We start from the raw sequence: 20,436 nt of genomic DNA on the forward strand, positions 1-20,436 counted from the left end.
CGGTTTGATGGCGACGATCGGCCGGACGGTCGAACTCACCCCCGGCACCAATGCCCTGGAACGCGCGCGTCGGCGGGCCGCTCTGATGCCGGACCTTCTGGTGGAAGCGCGGCGCGTCGTTTCCACCGTGATCGCCGGCTGGCACGGGCGGCGCCGTCGCGGCACCGGCGAGAACTTCTGGCAATTCCGGCCTTTTGTCGAGGGCGAACAGGTGTCGCGCATCGACTGGCGGCGCTCGGCCCGAGACGACAGCCTTTACATCCGCGACCGCGAATGGGAAGCGGCGCAGACCGTCTGGCTTTGGGCCGACCCCTCGCCCTCCATGCTTTTTCATTCCGCCGCGACCGACATCTCGAAGGAATCGCGCGCGCTCGTTCTGGTGCTGGCGCTCGCCGAGCTTTTGTCCCGCTCGGGCGAGCGTATCGGCTATCCTGGCGTCCTCGATCCGATCTCGGCGCGCAACGCCGCCGAGCGCATCGCGGCGTCGCTGTCGACGCACCGCCCGGATGGCTTTCCACCGGACGACAGGATGCGCCGTTTCAGCGAGGTCGTGCTCGTCAGCGACTTTCTCGATCCCGTGGAGAAAACCATCGAGCGTATCGACCGGATCGGGCGACGCGGTATCCGCGGCCATGTGATCGCGGTCGCCGATCCAGCCGAGGAGACCTTTCCCTATAGCGGCCGCACCGAGTTTCGCGATCCTGAAACGGGTGAGAAGCTGACGGCCGGGCGCGCCGAAACGCTGCGCGAGGACTATCGCCGGCTTTATGTCGCGACGCGCGAGACGATCGCCGAACATTGCCGGCATCTCGGCTGGAGCTTCATTCCGCACCGCACCGACCGCCTCGCATCGGAAGCATTGGTGGCCGTCCACGGCCGCTTGTCCGGCATTCCGCAGCCCGGCAATACGAGACGCAGCGCATGATCGGCGGCCTGTCCTTCGGCGCTCCGCTCGTTCTGTTCGGGCTCCTCGCCCTTCCGGCGATCTGGTGGCTCCTGCGCTTGACACCGCCGCGTCCGCAGGCCGAAACCTTCCCGCCGCTCGCCATCCTCGCCCGTGTGCGAAAGAACGAGGAAACGCCCTCGAAAAGCCCGTGGTGGTTGACACTTCTGCGCCTTCTCCTGGCGGGTCTCGTGATCCTGGCGCTGGCCGCTCCTGTTCTCAATCCGCGCGCCAGTTCGATTGCTGGCAGCGGCCCGGTCGCGCTTTTGATCGACAATGGTTGGGCCAACGGCGCGGACTGGGACGCGCGACGCGACGCCGCCGAAGCGCTGATCCGGGAAGCCGGCGAAGCGAACCGGCCCGTTTCCCTCGCCTTCACCGCCGAGGGGCCGGGAGACGGCGGAACGCCGGGAGAAGCCGCGACCGCGCTCCAGCGCCTTGCCGCCGCCGACGCACGCCCCATCCCGACCGACCGTGCCGCAGCCGTGTCGCGCTTGCGTACCGGGCTTCAGAACACGCCGCCCGGCACGCTTGCGCTCGTCACCGACGGCCTTGGCGGGCCCGGCACGCGCGAAGCGCTGGCCGGACTCGCGGAACTGGCGCCCGCCGAGACGCTGGTTTTCCGCCCGAGCATCGGCGATGTCGTCGGCCTCACCGGGGCCAGCAACGCGACCGACGCCTTGACGGTCAGCGCGGTGCGCCCGGACGGCACCGTGCCGGCCGCGACCTATCGCGTCAGGGCCGTGGATTCGCAGGACCGCGAGATCGGCACGGCGGAACTGGGGTTCGCCGCGAACGAGACGCGCGGCTCGGCGAATTTCGCCATCCCCGTCGAGCTTCGGAACGATGTCGCGCGATTGGAGGTCGATGGCGCGGCGAGCGCTGCCGCCGTACATCTCCTCGACGACAGCTTCCGCCGCCGTCGCGTCGGGCTCGTGTCTGGCGAAACGGCCGACGCCGCGCAGCCGCTCCTGTCGCCGCTCTACTATATCAGCCGCGCGCTGGAGCCCTTTGCCGATCTTGCCCGCACCGAAAGCAGCGATCTTTCGACGGCGATCCCCGCCCTCGTTCAACGCCAGCCTTCCGTGATCGTCCTCGCCGATATCGGCGTTCTGCCGAAACCGGCTGAAGACGCGCTGCGAGGCTTCGTGGAGAAGGGCGGCTATCTCGTGCGCTTCGCCGGCCCGCGTTTGGCGGCCAGCACCGGCGAAGACCCACTCGTGCCGGTGCGGCTTCGCGCAGGGGAGCGCCAGCTCGGCGGTGCCCTGACCTGGAGCGAGCCGCAACGCATCGCGCCCATCACCGACACGAGCCCACTCGCCGGCATCGCCATCCCTCAGGACGTGACGGTCACGCGGCAGATCCTGGCCGAGCCCGCCGTCGATCTGAACGAGCGCACCTGGGCGAGCCTTCAGGACGGAACGCCCCTCATCACCGCTTCGAAGCTCGGGGCGGGCACGGTCGTCCTGTTCCACGTCACGGCCGAAGCCACCTGGTCCAACCTGCCGATCTCCGGCTCCTTCGTGGACATGCTGCGCCGCATCGTAACGCTATCGCAGGCGAGCGGCCCGGCGACGGGCGCGGCGACCGGAACCTCCGCCGGTGCCGTGGCGGCGAGCGCCAGCCTGCCGCCCTACCGCGTTCTCGATGCGGCCGGTCGCCTCGTTTCGCCCGATGCCGAAGCGCAGCCACTCGCCTTCACCGCCGGGGAAAGCCCCATCGTTGGGCGGGAACACCCGCCCGGCCTCTATGGAACAGCCGAGGGATACAACGCCCTGAACCTCCTTTCACCCGACGCTTCCCTGGAGCCGCTTCGCGACGAGGATATCGGACTGCCGATCTCGCCACGATCCTACGGCACGGAGGACCAGACCGATTTGACGCCCTGGCTCTTCGCTGCCGCCCTCGCCCTTTTCGCGCTCGACGCCTTAGCGCTTCTTTGGCTGAACGGGGTGTTCCGCCGCTTGCGTCCCGGCCGCCGAAGCGCGGCTGCGGCCATGCTGGCGCTTGCCGCGATCGCCTTCCATCCGGTTCCGCGCGCCGAGGCACAAGAGCCCGCTCCGCGCGACGCGCAGGCCGCCATCGAGGCGACGGAAAAAACGCATCTGGCTTATGTCGTGACCGGCAACGACGATACCGACGACGTTTCACGGCGGGGCCTCGCCGGCCTGTCGCAGTTCATCGCCACGAAAACGGCGCTCGAACCGGGCGACCCGATGGGAGTGGACATCGCGAAGGACGAACTCGCCTTCTTTCCGATTCTCTACTGGCCGATCGATGCCGGCGACCGGATGCCGGATGCCGCCGCCGTCAGCCGCGTCGACGCCTACATGAAGCAGGGCGGCACCGTTCTCTTCGACGTGCGCGACGACGAACTTTCGTCGCTGAACGGCAATGCCGTGACGCCCGGCCAACGGCGTTTGCGCGATATCCTCGCCGATCTCGATATTCCGCCGCTGGAGCCGGTGCCGAGCGATCACGTTCTGACCAAGAGCTTCTACATCATGGCGGACTTTCCCGGCCGCCATCGCGGTTCGCCGCTTTGGGTGGAATCCGGCAATCGCGATCCGAATGCGCAAGCACGACCCGCCAATGCGGGCGACGGCGTGTCGTCCATCATGATCACGTCCAACGATCTGGCGAGCGCCTGGGCGGTGGACGACGGGGGAATGTTCATGTTCCCGACGGACGACAGCGACCCCGAACAGCGCGAATACGCCTACCGCGCCGGGGTCAACATCGTGATGTACGTGCTGACCGGCAACTACAAAGCCGATCAGGTCCACGTTCCTGCCCTTCTGGAACGGCTCGGACAATGAGAACGGCTCCGCCCCTGGCCAACGGATCGAGCGCCCGATGACCTGGTCGATCGACTTCTCGCCCTTCTTTTCCTGGACGGTGATCGCGCTTCTCTGCGTCCCGGCCCTCGCTCTCGCCTTGGCGCTCGCCTTTACCGGGCTTCGCGGGGCGGTGGTGCGCATCTGCGCGATCGCCGCGATGCTGCTCGCGCTTCTGAACCCCGTCGTCCTTCAGGAAGAGCGCGATCCGTTGAAGAGCGTCGTGGCGCTCGTCGTGGACCAATCGCAGAGCCAGACGATCGGCGCGCGCGGTGCGGAAACAAACGCGACGGTGGCGGCGCTGAAGCGCTCCTTCGAACGCCATCCCGAGTTCGAGTTGCGCACGATCGACGCCAAGGCCGGTGCCGATCCGAGCTCCGACGCGACGACCGCCCTTTTCTCGGCGCTCGGCCAGGGTCTGCGCGACGTGCCCCCGGCGCGCGTCGGCGGGGCGATCATGGTGACCGACGGACAGGTTCACGACATTCCGGCCGCGGCATCCGCGCTCGGCTTCGATGCGCCCGTCCACGCCCTCGTCACGGGCCGCGCCGACGAGTTCGACCGGCGGATCGAAATCGTCACCAGCCCCCGCTTCGGGCTCGTCGACGAGGATCAGGTTCTTGAATACCGCGTGCGCGAGGACGGCCCGCGCGCGTCGCGCAATCGGGTCGAGGTGCGGATCTCGATGAACGGCGATCTCGTGGCGCGCGAACAGGCCGTGCCGGGGGACGCCGCCCGCTGGACCTTCCGCCTGCCGCGCGCGGGAAAGAACATCATCGAACTGTCCGTGGCGCATGACGAAACGGAGATCACCGCCGTCAACAACCGCGCCATCGCGGTGGTGGACGGCATCCGCCAGAACCTGCGCGTGCTGCTCGTGTCCGGCGAGCCCCATGCCGGCGAGCGCACATGGCGCAACCTTCTGAAATCCGATGCCTCCGTCGATCTCGTGCATTTCACCATCCTGCGGCCGCCGGAAAAACAGGACGGCACGCCGATCGACGAACTGTCGCTGATCGCCTTCCCGACGCGCGAACTCTTCGTGGAGAAGATCGACGATTTCGATCTCATCATCTTCGACCGCTACCAGCGGCGCGGCGTTCTGCCGGCGCTTTATTTCGACTACATCGCCCAATATGTCGAAAAAGGCGGCGCACTACTGATCGCGTCCGGGCCGGAATATGCCGGCAACGATTCGGTGGCGGAAACCTCGCTGTCCTCCATCCTCCCGGCGCTGCCGAACGGCAATATCGACCAGGAGGCCTTCCGCCCCCGCTTGTCCGATCTTGGCAAGAAGCATCCCGTAACGCGAGACCTGCCGGGTTCGCAGGCCAGTCCCCCCGACTGGAGCGAATGGTTCCGCTCGGTGGATGTCGACAATCCGCGCGGCGAAACGGTGATGACCGGCCCGAGCGACAAGCCCCTGCTCGTTCTCGACCGCGCCGGCGAGGGCCGCGTCGCGCTTCTCCTGTCCGATCACGGCTGGCTGTGGTCGCGCGGCTTCGAGGGCGGCGGCCCGCACGTCGCCTTGTTCCGCCGCCTCGCGCATTGGCTGATGAAGGAGCCGGAACTGGAGGAGGAAGCATTGGACGCCGAAGCGCGGGGCATGGATCTCGTGATCACCCGCCAGACCATCGGCGACAATCCCGGCCCCGCCACCGTGGTGACCCCGTCGGGCACGGCCAAGCAGGTCGAGATGCGCGAAACGGAGGCCGGCCGCTGGGAAGGCACGTTGAAGACCGAGGAACTCGGTCTCTACCAAGCCGCGAACGGCGAGTTGCGAGCGCTCGCCAATGTCGGGCCGGTGAATCCGCGCGAGTTCCAGGAAGCCGTTTCCACCACGGAAAAACTTCGCCCGATCGCCGATGCCACCCGAGGCAGCGTCCGGCGGATCGCGGAAGAAGGAGCGGTGGAAGTTCCGCGCATCGTGCCGGTGCGTGGACATGCCGATGCCGACGGACGCGACTGGATCGGCCTCAAGACCACGGAGGAAACCGTTCTGAAGGGCGTGACGCGCACGCCGCTCTTTGCCGGTTTCCTCGGCCTCGCCATTCTCCTGCTCGCCTTGTCGTCGACCTGGTATCGCGAGGGCCGTTAGCGGTCGGTGATCCGTCCCGAAAGGCCCTCCAGGCTCCCCGCGACCAAGGGGAGCGCGAGGATGCGACGCCAGTCGACAGGCCCTGGAAATTCGACCGAGCCCTGCGGCATCGGCTCGTAGCCGAGCGGCATGTAATAAGCGCGGTCGCCCACAAGCACGATCGCCGTTTCGCCCGCGTTTCGCGCCGCATCGGCGGCCAGGCGCATCAGCGTGCGGCCGAGCCCGAGCCCCTTATGCGCCGGCTTCACGACCAGCGGGCCGAGCATCAGGGCGTGCCGATCGCCGATACGGATCGGCGTTTGCCGCACGGAACCGGCGACGGAACCGTCGACAAGTGCGGTGAAGGACAGGCGGGGATCGTGCGGCACCATTTCGCGCACCCGCTCGGCCGCGCGCACGAAGCGGCCGGGGCCGAAGGCCTCGTCGGCCAGCGCGATCACAGCGGCGGCATGTTCGGGAGCTTCCGGCAGATACCGGGCATGGGTGAGTTGCAACATCGAAGGCGGGTCCGGATCGAGTTTGCCGGCCGCCGGGCAGATGTCGATCTGGCTCAGGAAGCGGTCGGCCGAAGGAAGGTGGCGGATCGAAGCCCGGATCGTCGTCGCAGCATCGCCTCCCTCCTCTTCTTTCGCGTGAAAACGCCATGGCCCGCTTGGGCATCGGCCCCTATACAGTTTTCTTCCATGCGGCAAGCGATCGAGGCAACAAGACGCTCCTCAAGTCGCGGACGATCGAACGAGGGTGGACGACGATGGGACTTCTGATCGACGGCGTCTGGCACGATCAATGGTACGATACGAAATCCACCGGCGGCAGCTTCGAGCGCAAGGCTTCGAGCTTTCGCTCCGTCGTGACGGCGGATGGCCGGCCGGACGAAGAAGGGCGGCCGACATTTCCGGCGGCGCGCGGGCGCTACCATCTCTACGTTTCCCTCGCCTGCCCCTGGGCGCATCGAACGCTGATCTTCCGCACATTGAAGAAACTGGAAGACGCGATCTCGGTTTCGGTCGTGGACTGGCTGATGCTGGACAAAGGCTGGGTCTTCTCCGACCGCGAAGGCACGGTGCCGGACGAGGTGAACGGCGCGGAACATCTTTTCGACGTCTACCGGAAGGCCGACCCGCATTATACCGGCCGCGTGACCGTGCCGGTTCTGTGGGACAAGGAAACCGGCACGATCGTCAACAACGAGTCGGCGGACATCATCCGCATGTTGAACCGAGCGTTCGACGCTTTCGGCGATGCCTCGCTGGATCTCGCGCCGGACGACCTTCTGCCCGAGATCGACGCCCTCAACGCGCGCATCTACGACACGGTGAACAACGGCGTTTATCGCTGCGGCTTCGCCACCACCCAGGACGCCTACGAGAAGCCGTTTCACGCGCTTTTCGAGACGCTGGATTTTCTGGAAGAGCGACTAGCGCGCGGGCGCTACCTTTTCGGCGCGCGGATGACGGAAGCGGACTGGCGTCTTTTCACCACGTTGATCCGCTTCGACGCCGTTTATCACGGCCATTTCAAATGCAACCTGCGCCGGATCACGGATTACCCGAACCTCTACGGCTACATGCTCGACCTGTACCAGACGCCGGGCGTGGCCGAGACGGTGAACTTTCGGCACATCAAGGGCCATTACTACGAGAGCCACCGGACGATAAACCCGACCGGCATCGTCCCGCTCGGCCCCGATCAGGACCTGACACGTCCGCACGGACGCGAAGCGCTTTTCGGCTGATCGCTACCAGTCGGGATGGGGCTCGGCGCCGTTCAGCAGTTCCTCGATACGCCGCCGCGTCCCTTGCGTCATGTCGGCCGGCAGAGCGTCCGGCGCGAAGAAACCGCTTTCCGCGATCTCACGATCCGGCACCTTGGGCGTCATCTGCCGCACGAGCGGGCAGTGCATGAAGAGAACGTGATCGCGTGAAAGCGCGCGGCGGTTGAAGTGGACGCTGACGAGGCGCAGCGGCTCGAGCGCGTCGAGATTGCCCTCTCCGCGCAATTCGCGCTGCCCTCCTTCGGCGACCGTTTCGCCCGGATCGACGCCGCCGCCCGGCAGATACCAGCCGCTCATATAGGTGTGACGCACAAGAAAGAGCCGGCCCGCTTGGTCGAAAGCGGCGACGCGCACGCCGAGCGTCATGGGCCGCGTCGCGAGGATCGCGGCGTGGCGCAAGTTTCGCATCGCCTGCGAACCGTCGAGAAGGCGAAGCAGAAGGCTCTTTTCCTTCACCCCTGATCGGCTAGATGTCGGGATATGTTCCGGCTTGCCCATATCTCCGACATCCATCTTGGCCCCCTCCCGGCGCTGTCGCTTCGGCAGCTCGTCTCGAAACGGGCGATGGGCTACTATAACTGGCAGCGAAACCGAAAAAAGATGATGTTCGGCGAAACCCTGCTTTCGCTGACATCCGACATGCGGGCCCATAAGCCCGACCACGTCTGCGTCACGGGCGACCTCGTCAACCTCGCCACCAGCCAGGAAATCGTGGCGGCCGGGGTCTGGCTGAAGGAACTGGGGGCCGCCAAAGACGTGTCGGTCGTTCCCGGCAATCACGACGCCTATGTGCCGGGTGCCCTCAAGAAGGTCTGCTCCGAATGGCACGACTACATGGTGGGCGACAATCCGTCGGCGGCGATCGGCCAGATGTTCCCCTATGTCCGCCTGCGCGGCCCCGTGGCCATCTTCGGCGTGTCCTCGGCCGAAGCCACCGCGCCCTTCTTCGCGACCGGCACCTTCAAACGCGGACAGGCCTTGGCGCTCGCCCGGATGCTGACCGCCTGCCGCGCGACGGGGCATTTCTGCGTCGTCATGATCCACCATCCGCCGGTCGCCAACTCGACATCCTGGCATAAGCGATTGATCGGCAAGCAGTATTTCTGGAAGGTCATCCGCGACGCGGGCGCCGACCTCGTTCTCCACGGCCATACCCATCTCGATACGCTCTACTGGATCGCGGGACAGAACGGGCTCGTGCCGGTGGTGGGCGTGCCTTCGGCCAGCCAGAACGCCGGCAGCGAAAAGCCGGCGGCTCGGTACAATCTCTTCGAGATCGACGGCGAACCCGGCGCGTGGAGCCTGACGCACCGCGAGCGCGGACTGAAAGCCGATGGCAGCGGCATCGACTGGATTCGCGAACGCCAGCTCTTTTCCAACGGCGAGGCCGTCGATACGCGCGACCGCGTGGACGCCAAGCCGGCCGCCTGACCCCGATTCCGGTTTGCCGCAAGCCCGCCGCCGTTTAATGCGGAAAGATGCGCGCTTCACCACCCCTGCCCGCCGTCAGCGCCGGTTTGCTGGCGGCCTTCATCGGCTTCACCAGTTCCTTTTCCGTCGTGCTCCAGGGTTTGGTCGGCGTTGGAGCGAGTCAGGCCGAGGCGGCGTCCGGGCTGATGGCCCTTTCCGTCGCCATGGGACTGTGCGGCGTTTATCTCAGCGTCCGCACCCGGATGCCGATCTCGGTCGCCTGGTCGACCCCGGGCGCGGCGCTTCTGGCGGGAGCCGGGCTGCCGCAGGGCGGTTTTTCCACGGCCGTCGGCGCGTTTCTCGTGGCCGCGCTTCTGGTCGTGCTCGCCGGGGCGGTTCGCCCGCTCGGGCGGTTGATCGCGGCTATTCCGGCCTCGATCGCCAATGCCATGCTCGCCGGCATCATCTTCGCACTATGCCTCGCGCCGGTGAGAGCCATCGCGGCGGAGCCTATAGCGGGGCTCGCGATCCTCCTCGCCTGGATGGTCGTCGGGCGCATCCGCCGCCTTCTCGCCGTACCGGCCGCGGCCCTGGTGGCGATCGCCGCCATTCTTCTGACGAAGGGTGCGCCGATGGCCTCGGCCGCGCTCCTTCCGCATCCGGTTTTCGTTATGCCGAGTTTCGACTGGCAGGCGACGATCGGCATCGCGCTGCCGCTCTTTCTCGTGACCATGGCTTCGCAGAACATCCCGGGTCTTGCGATCCTGAAGATCAACGGGTTCCAGCCCCCGGCCGGCCTCGCCTTCATGACGACCGGCCTGTTCTCCGCCCTCGCCGTGCCGTTCGGCGGCCATGCCGTCAATCTCGCGGCGATCACGGCGGCGATCTGTGCGGGCGAGGAAGCGGGACCCGACCGCGCGGAGCGCTGGTGGGCCGGCGTCGTTTCGGGCTTCGCCTATGTGGTGTTCGGGCTTCTGGCCGGCATCGTCACCGCCTTCGCCAGCTTGTCGCCGCTTTTGATTCAGGCGGCGGCCGGATTGGCGCTTGTGGGCGCTTTGTCGGCTTCCCTCCACGCGGCGACAAGCGTCGCGGAAGAGCGCAACGCGGCAGCCCTCACCTTTCTGACAACGGCGTCCGGCATCGCATTCCTCGGCATCAGCGCGCCGTTCTGGGGCTTGGCCGCCGGGACGGCGATGCTGCTTCTTGAACGGTTCCGCCGGATGCCGGCCGTCGCCGCGCCGAAGTCAGTGGAGCCAGTGCTGAAAACCGAGCCCCAGCCGGTGCCGGGTTCGATCTAGCGGATCGCGAAACCGCGCAGCGTGGCGATGGCGAAGAGGACACCGGCGCCGATCACGATGCCGATCAAAAGCCATGACAAGGCGAACGGAAGGCCGGCATTGCGCGCCGAAGCCCGTTCACGGATCGGTTCGTCCGCCATGGACGCCATGGGCAGTGGGCGCGACACTCCACTGAGACGATCCACCTCGGCGAAGGCCTTTTCGCGTTCCACGATGCGCTCGGCGATGTAGCTCGTCACGCGATCCGCGACGACATGGAGGTCGCTCGACTCGGCCAGCGTGATCCGGCCGATCCGCGTTTCGCGCACGAAGCGGTAGGTGCGGCGATCCCGCGCCATGGTCACATGGGCGGTGCCGTCGATCCAGTAGCGCGGCTGCGGGCCGCCGGAGATCGAGAAGTCGAAGAAGTCGTCGCTGGCGGGAATGTCGTCCACGACGCTTTGCATCGCCTCCGCGAGGATCTCCAGCCGCGCGCGATCCGCTTCGCGGATGTCGACGACGATGTCGCTGCGATGGGCGGCGGCGATCTTGGCCGCACGGACCGCGTCCGCCAGCCGTCTCGTCCCCGTCAGCGGCGAAACATTGTCCTTGCCGTCACCCATCTCGACCGTTGATCCCTCGCAAACCCGTTCCGCCGTTCTTTCCTATCTTCCCCGTCGCCGCAACAGGCCGCAAGGGGAGAGAACGGTCATGCAACAGGCATGACCGTGGAAATCGCGTAAGATCGTCAACCGCCTCAGGAAACGGACGGGTTGGACGAGAGTATGCGGTTCGCCGCCGCCACGATCGCCCGGAGCGACGCGGTGGTGGCGTTCTGGTCGATGCCGGCGCCGAAGGCCCGCCCGCCGGCATGCTCGACCTCCATATAGGCGATGGCCTTGGCGTTGGAGCCGCGCTGGAGCGAGTGTTCCGAATAGTCGGCGACCGAAAGCTCGACGCCCAAATGCCGCGATAAGGCGTCGATGAAGCCGTCGATGGCGCCGGTGCCTTTGCCCTCGACCACGATCTCGCGCCCGCTGTCGCGGATCGTCGCTTCCACGACGCGCGAGCCCTTCTCGGGACCGGCCTTGGTGATGTGCTCGACATAGGAAACGCGCGCATCCGGCTGGTCGACATATTCGGCCATGAAGCGGTCGTGGATGCGGCTCGCCGGCATCTCGACGCCTTCATCGTCGGTGATCTTCTGGATCGCCTCGCGGAACTCGATCTGCAGATTGCGTGGCAGGTTCAGCCCGTAATCGGCCTGGAGCACATAGGCGATGCCGCCCTTGCCGGACTGCGAGTTGATGCGGATGATCGCCTCGTAGGAGCGCCCGACATCCTTCGGATCGATCGGCAGGTAGGGCACTTCCCAGAGCGGCGAATTGGCCGTGGCGCGCGCCTTCATGCCCTTGTTGATGGCGTCCTGGTGGGAGCCGGAAAAGGCCGTGTAGACGAGTTCGCCGACATAGGGATGGCGCTCGGGAATGGCGAGTTTGTTGCAATATTCATAGACTTCGCGGATCTCGTTGATGTCCGAGATGTCGAGACCGGGATCGACGCCTTGCGTGAAGAGATTCAGCGCGAGGGTCACGAGATCGACGTTGCCGGTGCGCTCGCCATTGCCGAAGAGCGTGCCTTCCACGCGATCCGCGCCGGCCAGGAGCCCCAGTTCGGTCGCCGCGATCGCCGTGCCGCGATCGTTGTGCGGATGCAGCGAGATGATCAGGTTCTCACGGTTGTCGAGATTGCGGCACATCCATTCGATCTGGTCGGCATGGACGTTCGGCGTCGACATCTCCACCGTCGCCGGCAAGTTGATGATGAGCTTGTTATCGGGTGTCGGCCGGACGATCTCGATCACTGCGTTGCAGATCTCGGCCGCGTAATCCAGTTCGGTGCCGGTGAAGCTTTCCGGGGAATACTGGAAGCGGTATCCGCCCCCGGCCTTGGCGGCCATGTCGGTGATCATCTTGGCGGCGTCCGTCGCGATGTCGCGAATGCCGGCGCGATCCTTGGCGAAGACGACCCGCCGCTGCAACTCGGAGGTCGAGTTGTAGAAATGGACGATCGGACGGTGCGCGCCCTCCAGGCTCTCGAAGGTGCGGCGGATCAGTTCGGGCCGGCACTGCACCAGCACCTGCAACGAAACGTCCTCGGCCACCTCGCCCTTCTCGACGCACCAGCGGGCGAAGTCGAAATCGGTCTGCGAGGCCGAAGGAAAGCCGATTTCGATCTCCTTGAAGTTCATCGCCTTCAGGAGCCGGAAGAAGCGCTCCTTCTTGTCCTGGCCCATCGGGTCGACAAGCGCCTGGTTGCCGTCGCGCAGATCGACGGAACACCAGATCGGCGGCGTCTCGATCGCCTTCGCGGGCCATGTGCGATCGGAAAGATCGAGGGTCGGATAGGGCCGGTACTTCTGCGCCGCGGACGGCATGGTACGGGCGGACGCGTGGTTTGCGCGCGTGGATACGGCGGACATGATGGTTCGCACCTTCAGCTCTTCGACCGAATGCCGGCTGCACGCGCCATATCAGCGCGGCCAAGCCCGGTCATCCGGAAATCATCGGAAATTGTGAAGCCGAAGGAGCAGGTAGCGCTTGAAGGCAAAGCCGCGGGGCGCCGGTTCGACCGCCGGACGCCCCTTCGATCAACGGGTCCGACGGCCGCGGCTAAGCACGCGAAGAAGGATCGGGCGCGGACGCGCCGCACGCACCTGCGCAAGACCGGTCGCGAGAACCAGACTCAAGGCGGCGAGAAGGGCGGCTGTCGTAAACATGAATCACAAGTTACCGCATTTGCCGCCCCAGGCAAGGGCCTTAGAAGCCTAAACTACCGGAACGCCGGTCTGCTTGATCTCCTGCTCCGGCTCCACGTGGATCTGGACCGTGGCCGCCTCGAACTCGGCTTCCAGCGCCGCTTCGATGCGGTCGCAGATATCGTGTGCGTCGCCGACCGTCATGGCTTCGGGAACCACCATGTGGAACTCGATGAAGGTTGCCCGGCCGGCGAGTCGGGTCCGGAGGTCGTGCACTTCGAGCGCACCCTGCGCATTGGCCGAGATGATGGTTCGCGCCCGCTCCTCGTCCGTCGGCTCCATCGCCTGATCGAGAAGGCCGCTCAGTGAGGACGTCACGACCTTCCATCCTTCGAAAAGGATGTTCACCGCCACGAGGGCCGCCAAAAGCGGATCGAGCCAAAGCCAACCCGTCACGGTCGCCAGCGCCAAGCCCGCGACGACGCCGACCGAGGTGACGACATCGGCCATCAGGTGCCGACCATCGGCGGAAAAGGCGGGGGAGCGCTTTTCGCGCCCGAGCCGGATCAGCCGGACGGCCCAAACGAGGTTGATCGCCGTGGCGAAGGCGTTGATCGCGATGCCGATCATCGGTGCGTTGAGGTCGCGCGGCGTTTGGAAGGCGTGCCACGCTTCGCGCAGGATGAGGAGCGCGGCGACGACGATCAGCACGCCCTCCACCACCGCAGAGAAATATTCCGCCTTGTGGTGGCCGAAGGGGTGGTCCTTGTCGGCCGGGCGATGGCTGACTTCCAGCGCCCAGAAGGCGACTGCCGCCGCCACGACGTTGACGACCGATTCCAGCGCATCGGAATAAAGCGCCGCCGAGCCGGTCATGGCATAGGCGGCGTATTTCACGCCGAGAACGACGATGGCGATCGCGATCGAAATCGATGCGACACGCCTCGTCGCCTTCAGGTTTTCGCTGTTCATCGGCTATGAGCCCCTTGAAACTCTTCGGGCGGCGCATCCCCATGCGCCGCCCGCTCGTCTGCGTAATGATCTGGCGCCGAGGCGCAACCTCTGATCGCGTCAGGCCGCCTTGACGGCTGCGCGGCGCGGCAGATGGGCGACGATGTTCTCGATCATGCGCATCCCGGCCTGCCCGCCGAGGCTCATGATGCTTTCGGGATGGAACTGCACCGCCGCGACCGGCTCCGAGCGATGCTCGAAGGCCATCACCACCCCATCCTCGGTTTCCGCCGTGACCTCGAATTCACGCGGCAGACGCACCGGATCGGCGAAGATCGAGTGGTAGCGCCCGACCGTCACCTCCTGCGGCAGACCGGAGAAGATGATGCCGGGCTTGGCCACCCTGATCCGCGACGGCTTGCCGTGAACCGGCATGTGCAGCGTACGCAAGGTGCCGCCATAGGCTTCCGCCAAGGCCTGGAGACCGAGGCACACGCCGAAGATCGGGAAGCCGCGCTGGCGCGCCGCCTGGATGGTGTTCTTGCAGTCGAAATCCGCCGGGTTGCCAGGGCCCGGGGAAAGAACCACGAGGTCGGGCGACACCCGGTCGAAGATTTCCTCCGGAACGGGGGTGCGGACGGTGGTGACCTCCGCGCCGGTCTGTCGGAAGTAGTTGGCGAGGGTGTGAACGAAAGAGTCCTCGTGATCCACGAGAAGCACCTTCAAGCCCGCGCCGACCTTGGCCGGCTCGCGCTCCGGGCCGACGGCGTTGGAAGTCCCCGCTTCCCGGATCGCGGACAGCATGGCGGAAGCCTTCAACTCGGTTTCCGCCTCTTCCTCTTCCGGGTTGGAATCGTAGAGAAGCGTCGCGCCCGCCCTCACCTCGGCCACGCCGTCCTTCAAGCGGATCGTGCGCAGCGTCAGGCCGGTATTCATGTCGCCGTTGAAGTGGATCATGCCGATCGCGCCACCATACCAGGCGCGCGGGCTTCTCTCGTTCTGCTCGATGAAGCGCATGGCCCAGAGCTTGGGCGCGCCCGTCACCGTCACCGCCCAGGCATGGGACAGGAAGGCGTCGAAGGCATCCATGCCTTCGCGCAAGCGCCCCTCGATGTGATCCACGGTATGGATGAGGCGCGAATACATCTCGATCTGGCGGCGACCGATCACCCGCACCGAACCCGGCTCACAGACGCGGCTCTTGTCGTTGCGGTCGACATCCGAGCACATGGTCAGCTCGGACTCGTCCTTCTTGGAGTTCAAAAGCTTGATGATCTGCTCGGAATCCGAGATCGCGTCGCTGCCGCGCTTGATGGTGCCCGAGATCGGACAAGTCTCGACTCGGCGCCCGGTGACGCGCACGAACATTTCGGGGCTCGCGCCGATCAGGAACTCGTTCTGCCCCAGATTGATGAAGAAGGAATAGGGCGACGGGTTGATGCTCTTCAGCTTGCGCGACACGGCCGAAGGCTCGGTTTCGCAGCGCTCGAAGAAGGTTTGGCCGGGGACGACCTCGAACAGGTCGCCGCGCATGAACTTCTCCTTCGCGCGCTTCACGAGTTCGGCATATTCGCCGGGCTTGTGGTCGCCGCGCGAGGGGATGCGCTCCGACGAGGCGAAAGGCGCGTCCGGGCCGCCGCCTTCAAGACCTTCCGTCGTGCGGCCGCCCTTCTCGAAGCTGTAGCGCTCGACATAAGCGCGCACCGAATGATGATCCACCATCAGGATTTCGTCGGGCAGATAAAGAACGATATCGCGCCGGTCAGCGGGCCGGGCGAGGCTTTCCTTCACCGGGTCGAACTGAAAGGCGAGATCGTAACCGAAGGCGCCGTAGAGGCCGAGATCGGAATCGTCACCAGAGCGGAACAGCGACACAATGCGGCGCAGAACCGAAAATACGGTCGGCATGCGCGAGCGCTCTTCTTCCGTGAAGGCGCGCGAGGGTTCGGCGATGCGCAGGTCGATCCGCCGGTCGGACGCGGACTGCTCGGCGATGTCGGGATCACCGTCGAGAACCTCGGCGACGAAGGCGAGAAGCACCTCCCCGCGCGGGTTCAGCGCTTCGATCCACAGGTCGCGGCCAGCGGACGTCACCATCAGCGGCGGATCGACGATGGCCGTGTCCCAGCGGGTATAGCGCCCGGGATATTCGTAGTTCGACGAAAAGACCGCGCCGCGCCGGGTGTCGAGCTTCTGCGCGTAAGGCTCGATGGCGCCTGCGTAATCCACGTATTCGCGCCGGCGGGTGACGCTGACGCCGCCTTCCGTCACATAGCGCTCCGCACCGTCGGCCAGGGTCTCGATAGCCATCAGTCCTCTCCTCAAGCAATCCCGGAGCCGGCGCCAACAAAAAAGGCCGCCGGACGAGTCCAGGGCGACCTTGTCGTTTCGTCAACGCGCGAACGATCCCGGGCCGCCTTCAGCGGGCCCACCACCAACGGTTCGAGATCGGAGCGTTCGTCATGCATGAACTGCTAACGCAAACGAACCTCAAGAGCAATTGCCCTCGGAGGCCCCGGCCATCGAAAAGCGGGCCGGCAGCGATCATTCGGTCCAGTGACCACAGCGCTTCATGCGGATTTAACCTTAACGACGCAGATTCGAACGGCCCGCTTCGGCGCCATTACCGCTCTTTTTCAGCGATTCCCGATCCATGCGTATCCGAACGAGCTTCTGCGCCTTCACAGCCGTGATCGGGGTCGCGGTCACGGTCGCCTTCGGGACGACGCTCTACACGTTCGACGCGATCCGCATCGGCGGACCGCTCTACGACCGGATCATCCAAGGCGAGGATGTGGTGGCCGACGTTCTGCCGCCGCCGCTTTATCTCGTGGAATCCTATCTGGACGTCACCCTCGCCCAGAACGGAACGATGAAGGTCGACACGGCGCGCGCCAAGCTCGCCGAGCTTCGCAAACAGTTCGATCAGCGCCAATCGCACTGGCTCGTTTCCGATCTGCCTGCAGATCTGAAGGATCTTGTCACCGTGCAGTCCTTCGGAGAAGCGCAACGCTTCTGGGCGGCGGTGGAGAACGATTTCCTGCCCTCGCTCGCCAAAGGGGACGCGTCAGGGGCGACGCGCGGCTACGAGGCAGCGAGCGCGGCCTATGCCGCGCACCGCGCAGTCGTGGACAGGATCGTGGAAACGGGCGCGGCTCTCAGCCACCAGACGGAAGCGGAAGCGAAATCCGCCGAGTTCTCCCGCATCCTGATCCAGATGGGCACCGCCCTTTCGGTCTTTCTGGTTCTGGGTGCGGGCCTTGCCCTCGGGCTCCGGCGCATCGTGCGTCCCCTTTCGGACATGACTGAAGCCATGCGCCGCATCTCCAAGGGCGATCTCGACATCGCCGTCCCGAGCCTCGACCGCCATGACGAGATCGGCGAACTGGCCGAAGCGCTCGAAGTGTTCAAGTCCGCCGAAGCGGATCGGCGTGGCCTGCAGCAGAGCGCCATCGCAGCCGAACGCCAGTCCAAGGTGGAAACGACCCGCGCCGCCGAACAGGCCTCGGTGGATGTTCGCAACGTCCTGATCGCCCGCCTTCAGCCGGCCTTCCAGCGCTTGGCCGGCGGCGATCTCCAGGTCCGGCTCGACCAGTCCATCGGCGCCGAGTTCGACGAGGTGCGCACGCTCTTCAACGACAGCGTCATGAAGCTCGAAACGGTGATGGCGACCCTCGTTCGCACCGTCACGTCGATCGGCGAGGATCTCGGCGAAATTTCCGGCGCGACGAACGAGCTTTCGCAACGAACCGAACAACAGGCGGCAACGCTGGAGGAAACCGTCGCAGCGTTGAAGGAAGTCGCGGCGGCCGTGAACGACACCGCCGACAATGCCGGTCACGCCCGCACGGTGGTGGAGGAAACGCAAAAGAGCGCCAACCGCAGCGGACAGATCGCGGCGCGCGCGGCGGCGGCCATGGCCGAGATCGAGGCCTCCTCCGGCAAAATCGGCAAGATCATCGGACTGATCGACGAGATCGCCTTTCAGACCAATCTCCTGGCGTTGAACGCCGGTGTCGAGGCGGCCAGAGCCGGCGAGTCCGGTCGGGGCTTCGCGGTGGTGGCGCTGGAAGTGCGCGGCCTTGCCCAGCGCTCGGCCAACGCGGCCAACGAAATCAAGGAGCTGATCGCGGCTTCCGTGGAACAGGTCGGACGCGGCGTCGAACTCGTCACGGCGTCCGGCAATTCGCTGAAGGAGATCGTCTCCCGCTTCGGCGAAACCGGCGACCTCGTCGCCCGCATCGCGGCAAGCGCCAAGCAGCAGGCGGTTTCCTTGAAGGAAGTCTCCACCGCCGCCGACCAGATGGACAAGGTCACGCAGCAGAATGCGGCCATGGTGGAGCAGACCACGGCCGCCGCCGGGAAGGTCACCGACGAAACCCGGCATCTGGCCGAGATCATCCAGCGCTTCCGCATCGGCGGAGCGCCGCAAACGGCCCATGTCGTGCCGGTGACTGTGAGACAGCCGGCGCCCGTGCGGCAGATGCGAACCGTCGGCCGCGGCGCCGCCGCGCCAAAGCCGGCCGCCTCCGCGTCGCGCGACTGGCAGGAGTTCTGAGCGCTAGAAGAGCCCCTGAATCTCGCCGGCCTCGTCGATCCTGATGCGCTCGGCGGCTGGACGGCGCGGCAGACCCGGCATGGTCAGCACCTCGCCGCACAAAGCCACGACGAAGCCCGCGCCGGCCGACAGCCGCACTTCGCGAACATGAACGCCGAAGTTTTCCGGCGCGCCGAGAAGCGCCGGATCGGCCGAGAACGAGTAAGGCGTCTTGGCCATGCAGACCGGCAGGTGCCCGTAGCCCCGCGCCTCGAAATCCGCAAGTTGCCCGAGAACGCCACGCTCGACCGTGACGGCCGCGCCGCGATAGATGCGCTTCACCACCGTTTCGATCTTCTCGATCAAGGGCAGTCCGTCGGCATAGATCGGCTGGAAGCGCGCCGTGCCGCCGTCCGCGAGCGCCGCGACCTTTTCCGCCAGTTCCACCGCGCCCGCCGAGCCTTCCGCCCAATGCCGGCAAAGGATCGCTTCGGCGCCCTGGATCGCCGCATAATCTTTCAAAGCATCGATCTCGGCTTGAGTGTCGGTCGCGAAGTGGTTGATCGCCACCACCACCGGCACGCCGAAGGCGCGCACGTTCTCGATATGCCGGCCGAGATTGACCGCGCCGCGCTTGACGGCCGCGACGTCTTCCGCCGCCAGATCCTCCTTCGATACGCCGCCGTTCATCTTGGCGGAGCGGACGGTGGCGACGATCACGCAGGCAGCGGGCGACAGGCCTGCCTGCCGGCACTTGATGTCGAAGAACTTTTCCGCGCCGAGATCGGCCCCGAATCCGGCCTCCGTCACGACGTAGTCGGCGAGTTTCAACGCCGCCTTGGTCGCCACCACCGAGTTGCAGCCATGCGCGATGTTGGCGAAGGGACCGCCATGGACCAGCGCCGGATTGTTCTCGATCGTCTGCACGAGATTCGGCAGCATGGCATCCTTCAGAAGCGTTGCCATCGCCCCCGTCGCGCCGATGTCGCGCGCGAAGACCGGTGTGCGGTCGGTGCGGAAGGCCACGACGATCTCGCCGAGCCGGCGTTCGAGGTCTGCCAGATCCTCCGCAAGGCACAGGATCGCCATCACTTCAGAGGCGACCGTAATGTCGAAACCCGCTTCGCGTGGATAACCGTTCGCCGGCCCGCCGAGCGCGGTCACGATATCGCGCAGGGCCCGGTCGTTCATGTCGAGAACGCGCCGCCAGACGATGCGGCGCGTGTCGATCCGTTCGGCGTTTCCCCAGTAGACATGGTTGTCGATCATCGCGGCCAGCAGGTTGTGGGCCGCCGTGATCGCGTGGAAATCTCCGGTGAAGTGGAGGTTGATGTCTTCCATCGGCACGACCTGCGCCATGCCGCCGCCCGTCGCGCCGCCCTTCTGGCCGAAGCAAGGACCGAGCGAGGGTTCGCGCAGGCAGATCGCGGTTCGCCGTCCGATTCGCGCCAGCGCATCGCCGAGCCCGACCGTCGTCGTGGACTTGCCTTCGCCGGCAGGCGTCGGGTTCACCGCCGTCACCAGAATGAGCTTGCCGTCGGGCTTTCCCTTCAAGCCGGCAAGGAAGTCGGCTTGGATCTTGGCCTTGTCGCGTCCGTAGGGAATGAGGCTCTCGGCCGGGACGCCGAGCCGCGTCGCGACCTCCCCGATGGGAAGCTTGGAAGCGGCCCGAGCGATCTCGATATCGGATTTCGGCAGCGCCATTCGATCCCTTTCCACAGGCGACGACGCTTCGGAGACCGTGCCGCAAACGCCAAGGAAGGGCGCGCATCGCCGACGTCAACGGGGGATGGATAAACGACAAAAGCCCGGAGGGGAGGACTCCGGGCTTCCGTCATTCGGGCAGTCTCG

14 protein-coding genes are annotated in these 20,436 nt (G+C 66.0%); 7 read left to right on the top strand and 7 right to left on the bottom strand.

Features of this window, described 5'->3' with window-relative positions:
• The first annotated feature begins 7 nt into the window (after positions 1 to 7).
• From F9929_RS08190 to F9929_RS08200, 3 genes are read left to right on the top strand one after another with little or no spacing between them, the layout of a single operon-like run.
• Positions 8 to 925 carry a DUF58 domain-containing protein gene (locus F9929_RS08190; protein ID WP_152046065.1) on the top strand — a complete coding sequence of 306 codons (918 nt, stop codon included), beginning with the start codon at positions 8 to 10 and terminating at the stop codon, positions 923 to 925.
• Positions 922 to 3,762: a DUF4159 domain-containing protein gene (locus F9929_RS08195; protein ID WP_152046066.1), complete on the top strand. Its 2,841-nt coding sequence runs from the start codon at positions 922 to 924 to the stop codon at positions 3,760 to 3,762. The genes F9929_RS08190 and F9929_RS08195 overlap by 4 nt, the downstream gene beginning before the upstream one ends.
• Before the next feature lie 37 nt (positions 3,763 to 3,799).
• On the top strand, positions 3,800 to 5,878 hold the full coding sequence (locus F9929_RS08200) for a hypothetical protein (protein WP_152046067.1): 2,079 nt from the start codon (positions 3,800 to 3,802) through the stop codon (positions 5,876 to 5,878).
• Here the strand turns inward: F9929_RS08200 and F9929_RS08205 are convergent.
• Positions 5,875 to 6,375: a GNAT family N-acetyltransferase gene (locus tag F9929_RS08205; protein WP_152046068.1), complete on the bottom strand. Its 501-nt coding sequence runs from the start codon at positions 6,373 to 6,375 to the stop codon at positions 5,875 to 5,877. The genes F9929_RS08200 and F9929_RS08205 overlap by 4 nt on opposite strands.
• 254 nt (positions 6,376 to 6,629) lie before the next feature.
• Between F9929_RS08205 and F9929_RS08210 the strand changes: the two genes are divergently transcribed.
• Positions 6,630 to 7,613 (top strand): glutathione S-transferase family protein, encoded by a 984-nt coding sequence (locus F9929_RS08210; protein WP_152046069.1) that lies wholly within the window; start codon positions 6,630 to 6,632, stop codon positions 7,611 to 7,613.
• A 3-nt stretch (positions 7,614 to 7,616) separates the two neighbouring features.
• Here F9929_RS08210 and F9929_RS08215 read toward each other — a convergent pair whose 3' ends face one another.
• Positions 7,617 to 8,165, bottom strand: coding sequence for an NUDIX domain-containing protein (locus F9929_RS08215; protein ID WP_152046070.1), 549 nt, complete (start codon positions 8,163 to 8,165; stop codon positions 7,617 to 7,619).
• Here F9929_RS08215 and F9929_RS08220 point away from each other — a divergent pair.
• Both F9929_RS08220 and F9929_RS08225 read left to right on the top strand, forming a co-directional pair.
• Positions 8,133 to 9,083 carry a metallophosphoesterase family protein gene (locus tag F9929_RS08220; RefSeq protein ID WP_152046071.1) on the top strand — a complete coding sequence of 317 codons (951 nt, stop codon included), beginning with the start codon at positions 8,133 to 8,135 and terminating at the stop codon, positions 9,081 to 9,083. The two genes, F9929_RS08215 and F9929_RS08220, sit on opposite strands and share 33 nt — an antisense overlap.
• Before the next feature lie 47 nt (positions 9,084 to 9,130).
• Positions 9,131 to 10,360, top strand: coding sequence for a benzoate/H(+) symporter BenE family transporter (locus tag F9929_RS08225; RefSeq protein WP_152046072.1), 1,230 nt, complete (start codon positions 9,131 to 9,133; stop codon positions 10,358 to 10,360).
• On the opposite strand, the gene F9929_RS08230 is transcribed toward F9929_RS08225, so the two are convergent.
• The 4 genes from F9929_RS08230 to F9929_RS08245 form a co-directional block, all read right to left on the bottom strand.
• Positions 10,357 to 10,962, bottom strand: a complete 606-nt coding sequence (locus F9929_RS08230; RefSeq protein WP_152046073.1) for a hypothetical protein — start codon at positions 10,960 to 10,962, stop codon at positions 10,357 to 10,359. The two genes, F9929_RS08225 and F9929_RS08230, sit on opposite strands and share 4 nt — an antisense overlap.
• Positions 10,963 to 11,096: 134 nt before the next feature.
• Positions 11,097 to 12,821, bottom strand: coding sequence for a 2-isopropylmalate synthase (leuA, locus tag F9929_RS08235; RefSeq protein ID WP_193227658.1), 1,725 nt, complete (start codon positions 12,819 to 12,821; stop codon positions 11,097 to 11,099).
• A gap of 345 nt (positions 12,822 to 13,166) precedes the next feature.
• Positions 13,167 to 14,069 carry a cation diffusion facilitator family transporter gene (locus F9929_RS08240; protein WP_152046074.1) on the bottom strand — a complete coding sequence of 301 codons (903 nt, stop codon included), beginning with the start codon at positions 14,067 to 14,069 and terminating at the stop codon, positions 13,167 to 13,169.
• 99 nt (positions 14,070 to 14,168) lie between these two features.
• A complete protein-coding gene (locus F9929_RS08245; RefSeq protein WP_152046075.1) occupies positions 14,169 to 16,358 on the bottom strand; it encodes an anthranilate synthase in 2,190 nt (729 codons plus the stop codon).
• A gap of 343 nt (positions 16,359 to 16,701) precedes the next feature.
• Between F9929_RS08245 and F9929_RS08250 the strand changes: the two genes are divergently transcribed.
• The gene (locus F9929_RS08250; protein ID WP_152046076.1) at positions 16,702 to 18,606 is read left to right on the top strand and encodes a methyl-accepting chemotaxis protein; all 1,905 of its coding nucleotides are present in this window, start codon (positions 16,702 to 16,704) and stop codon (positions 18,604 to 18,606) included.
• Positions 18,607 to 18,609: 3 nt separating this feature from the next.
• Here F9929_RS08250 and F9929_RS08255 read toward each other — a convergent pair whose 3' ends face one another.
• The gene (locus F9929_RS08255) at positions 18,610 to 20,289 is read right to left on the bottom strand and encodes a formate--tetrahydrofolate ligase (RefSeq protein WP_152046077.1); all 1,680 of its coding nucleotides are present in this window, start codon (positions 20,287 to 20,289) and stop codon (positions 18,610 to 18,612) included.
• Positions 20,290 to 20,436 lie beyond the last annotated feature (147 nt).

Source organism: Aureimonas psammosilenae, from assembly GCF_009176975.1.
GTDB classification, from domain to species: Bacteria; Pseudomonadota; Alphaproteobacteria; order Rhizobiales; family Rhizobiaceae; genus Plantimonas; species Plantimonas psammosilenae.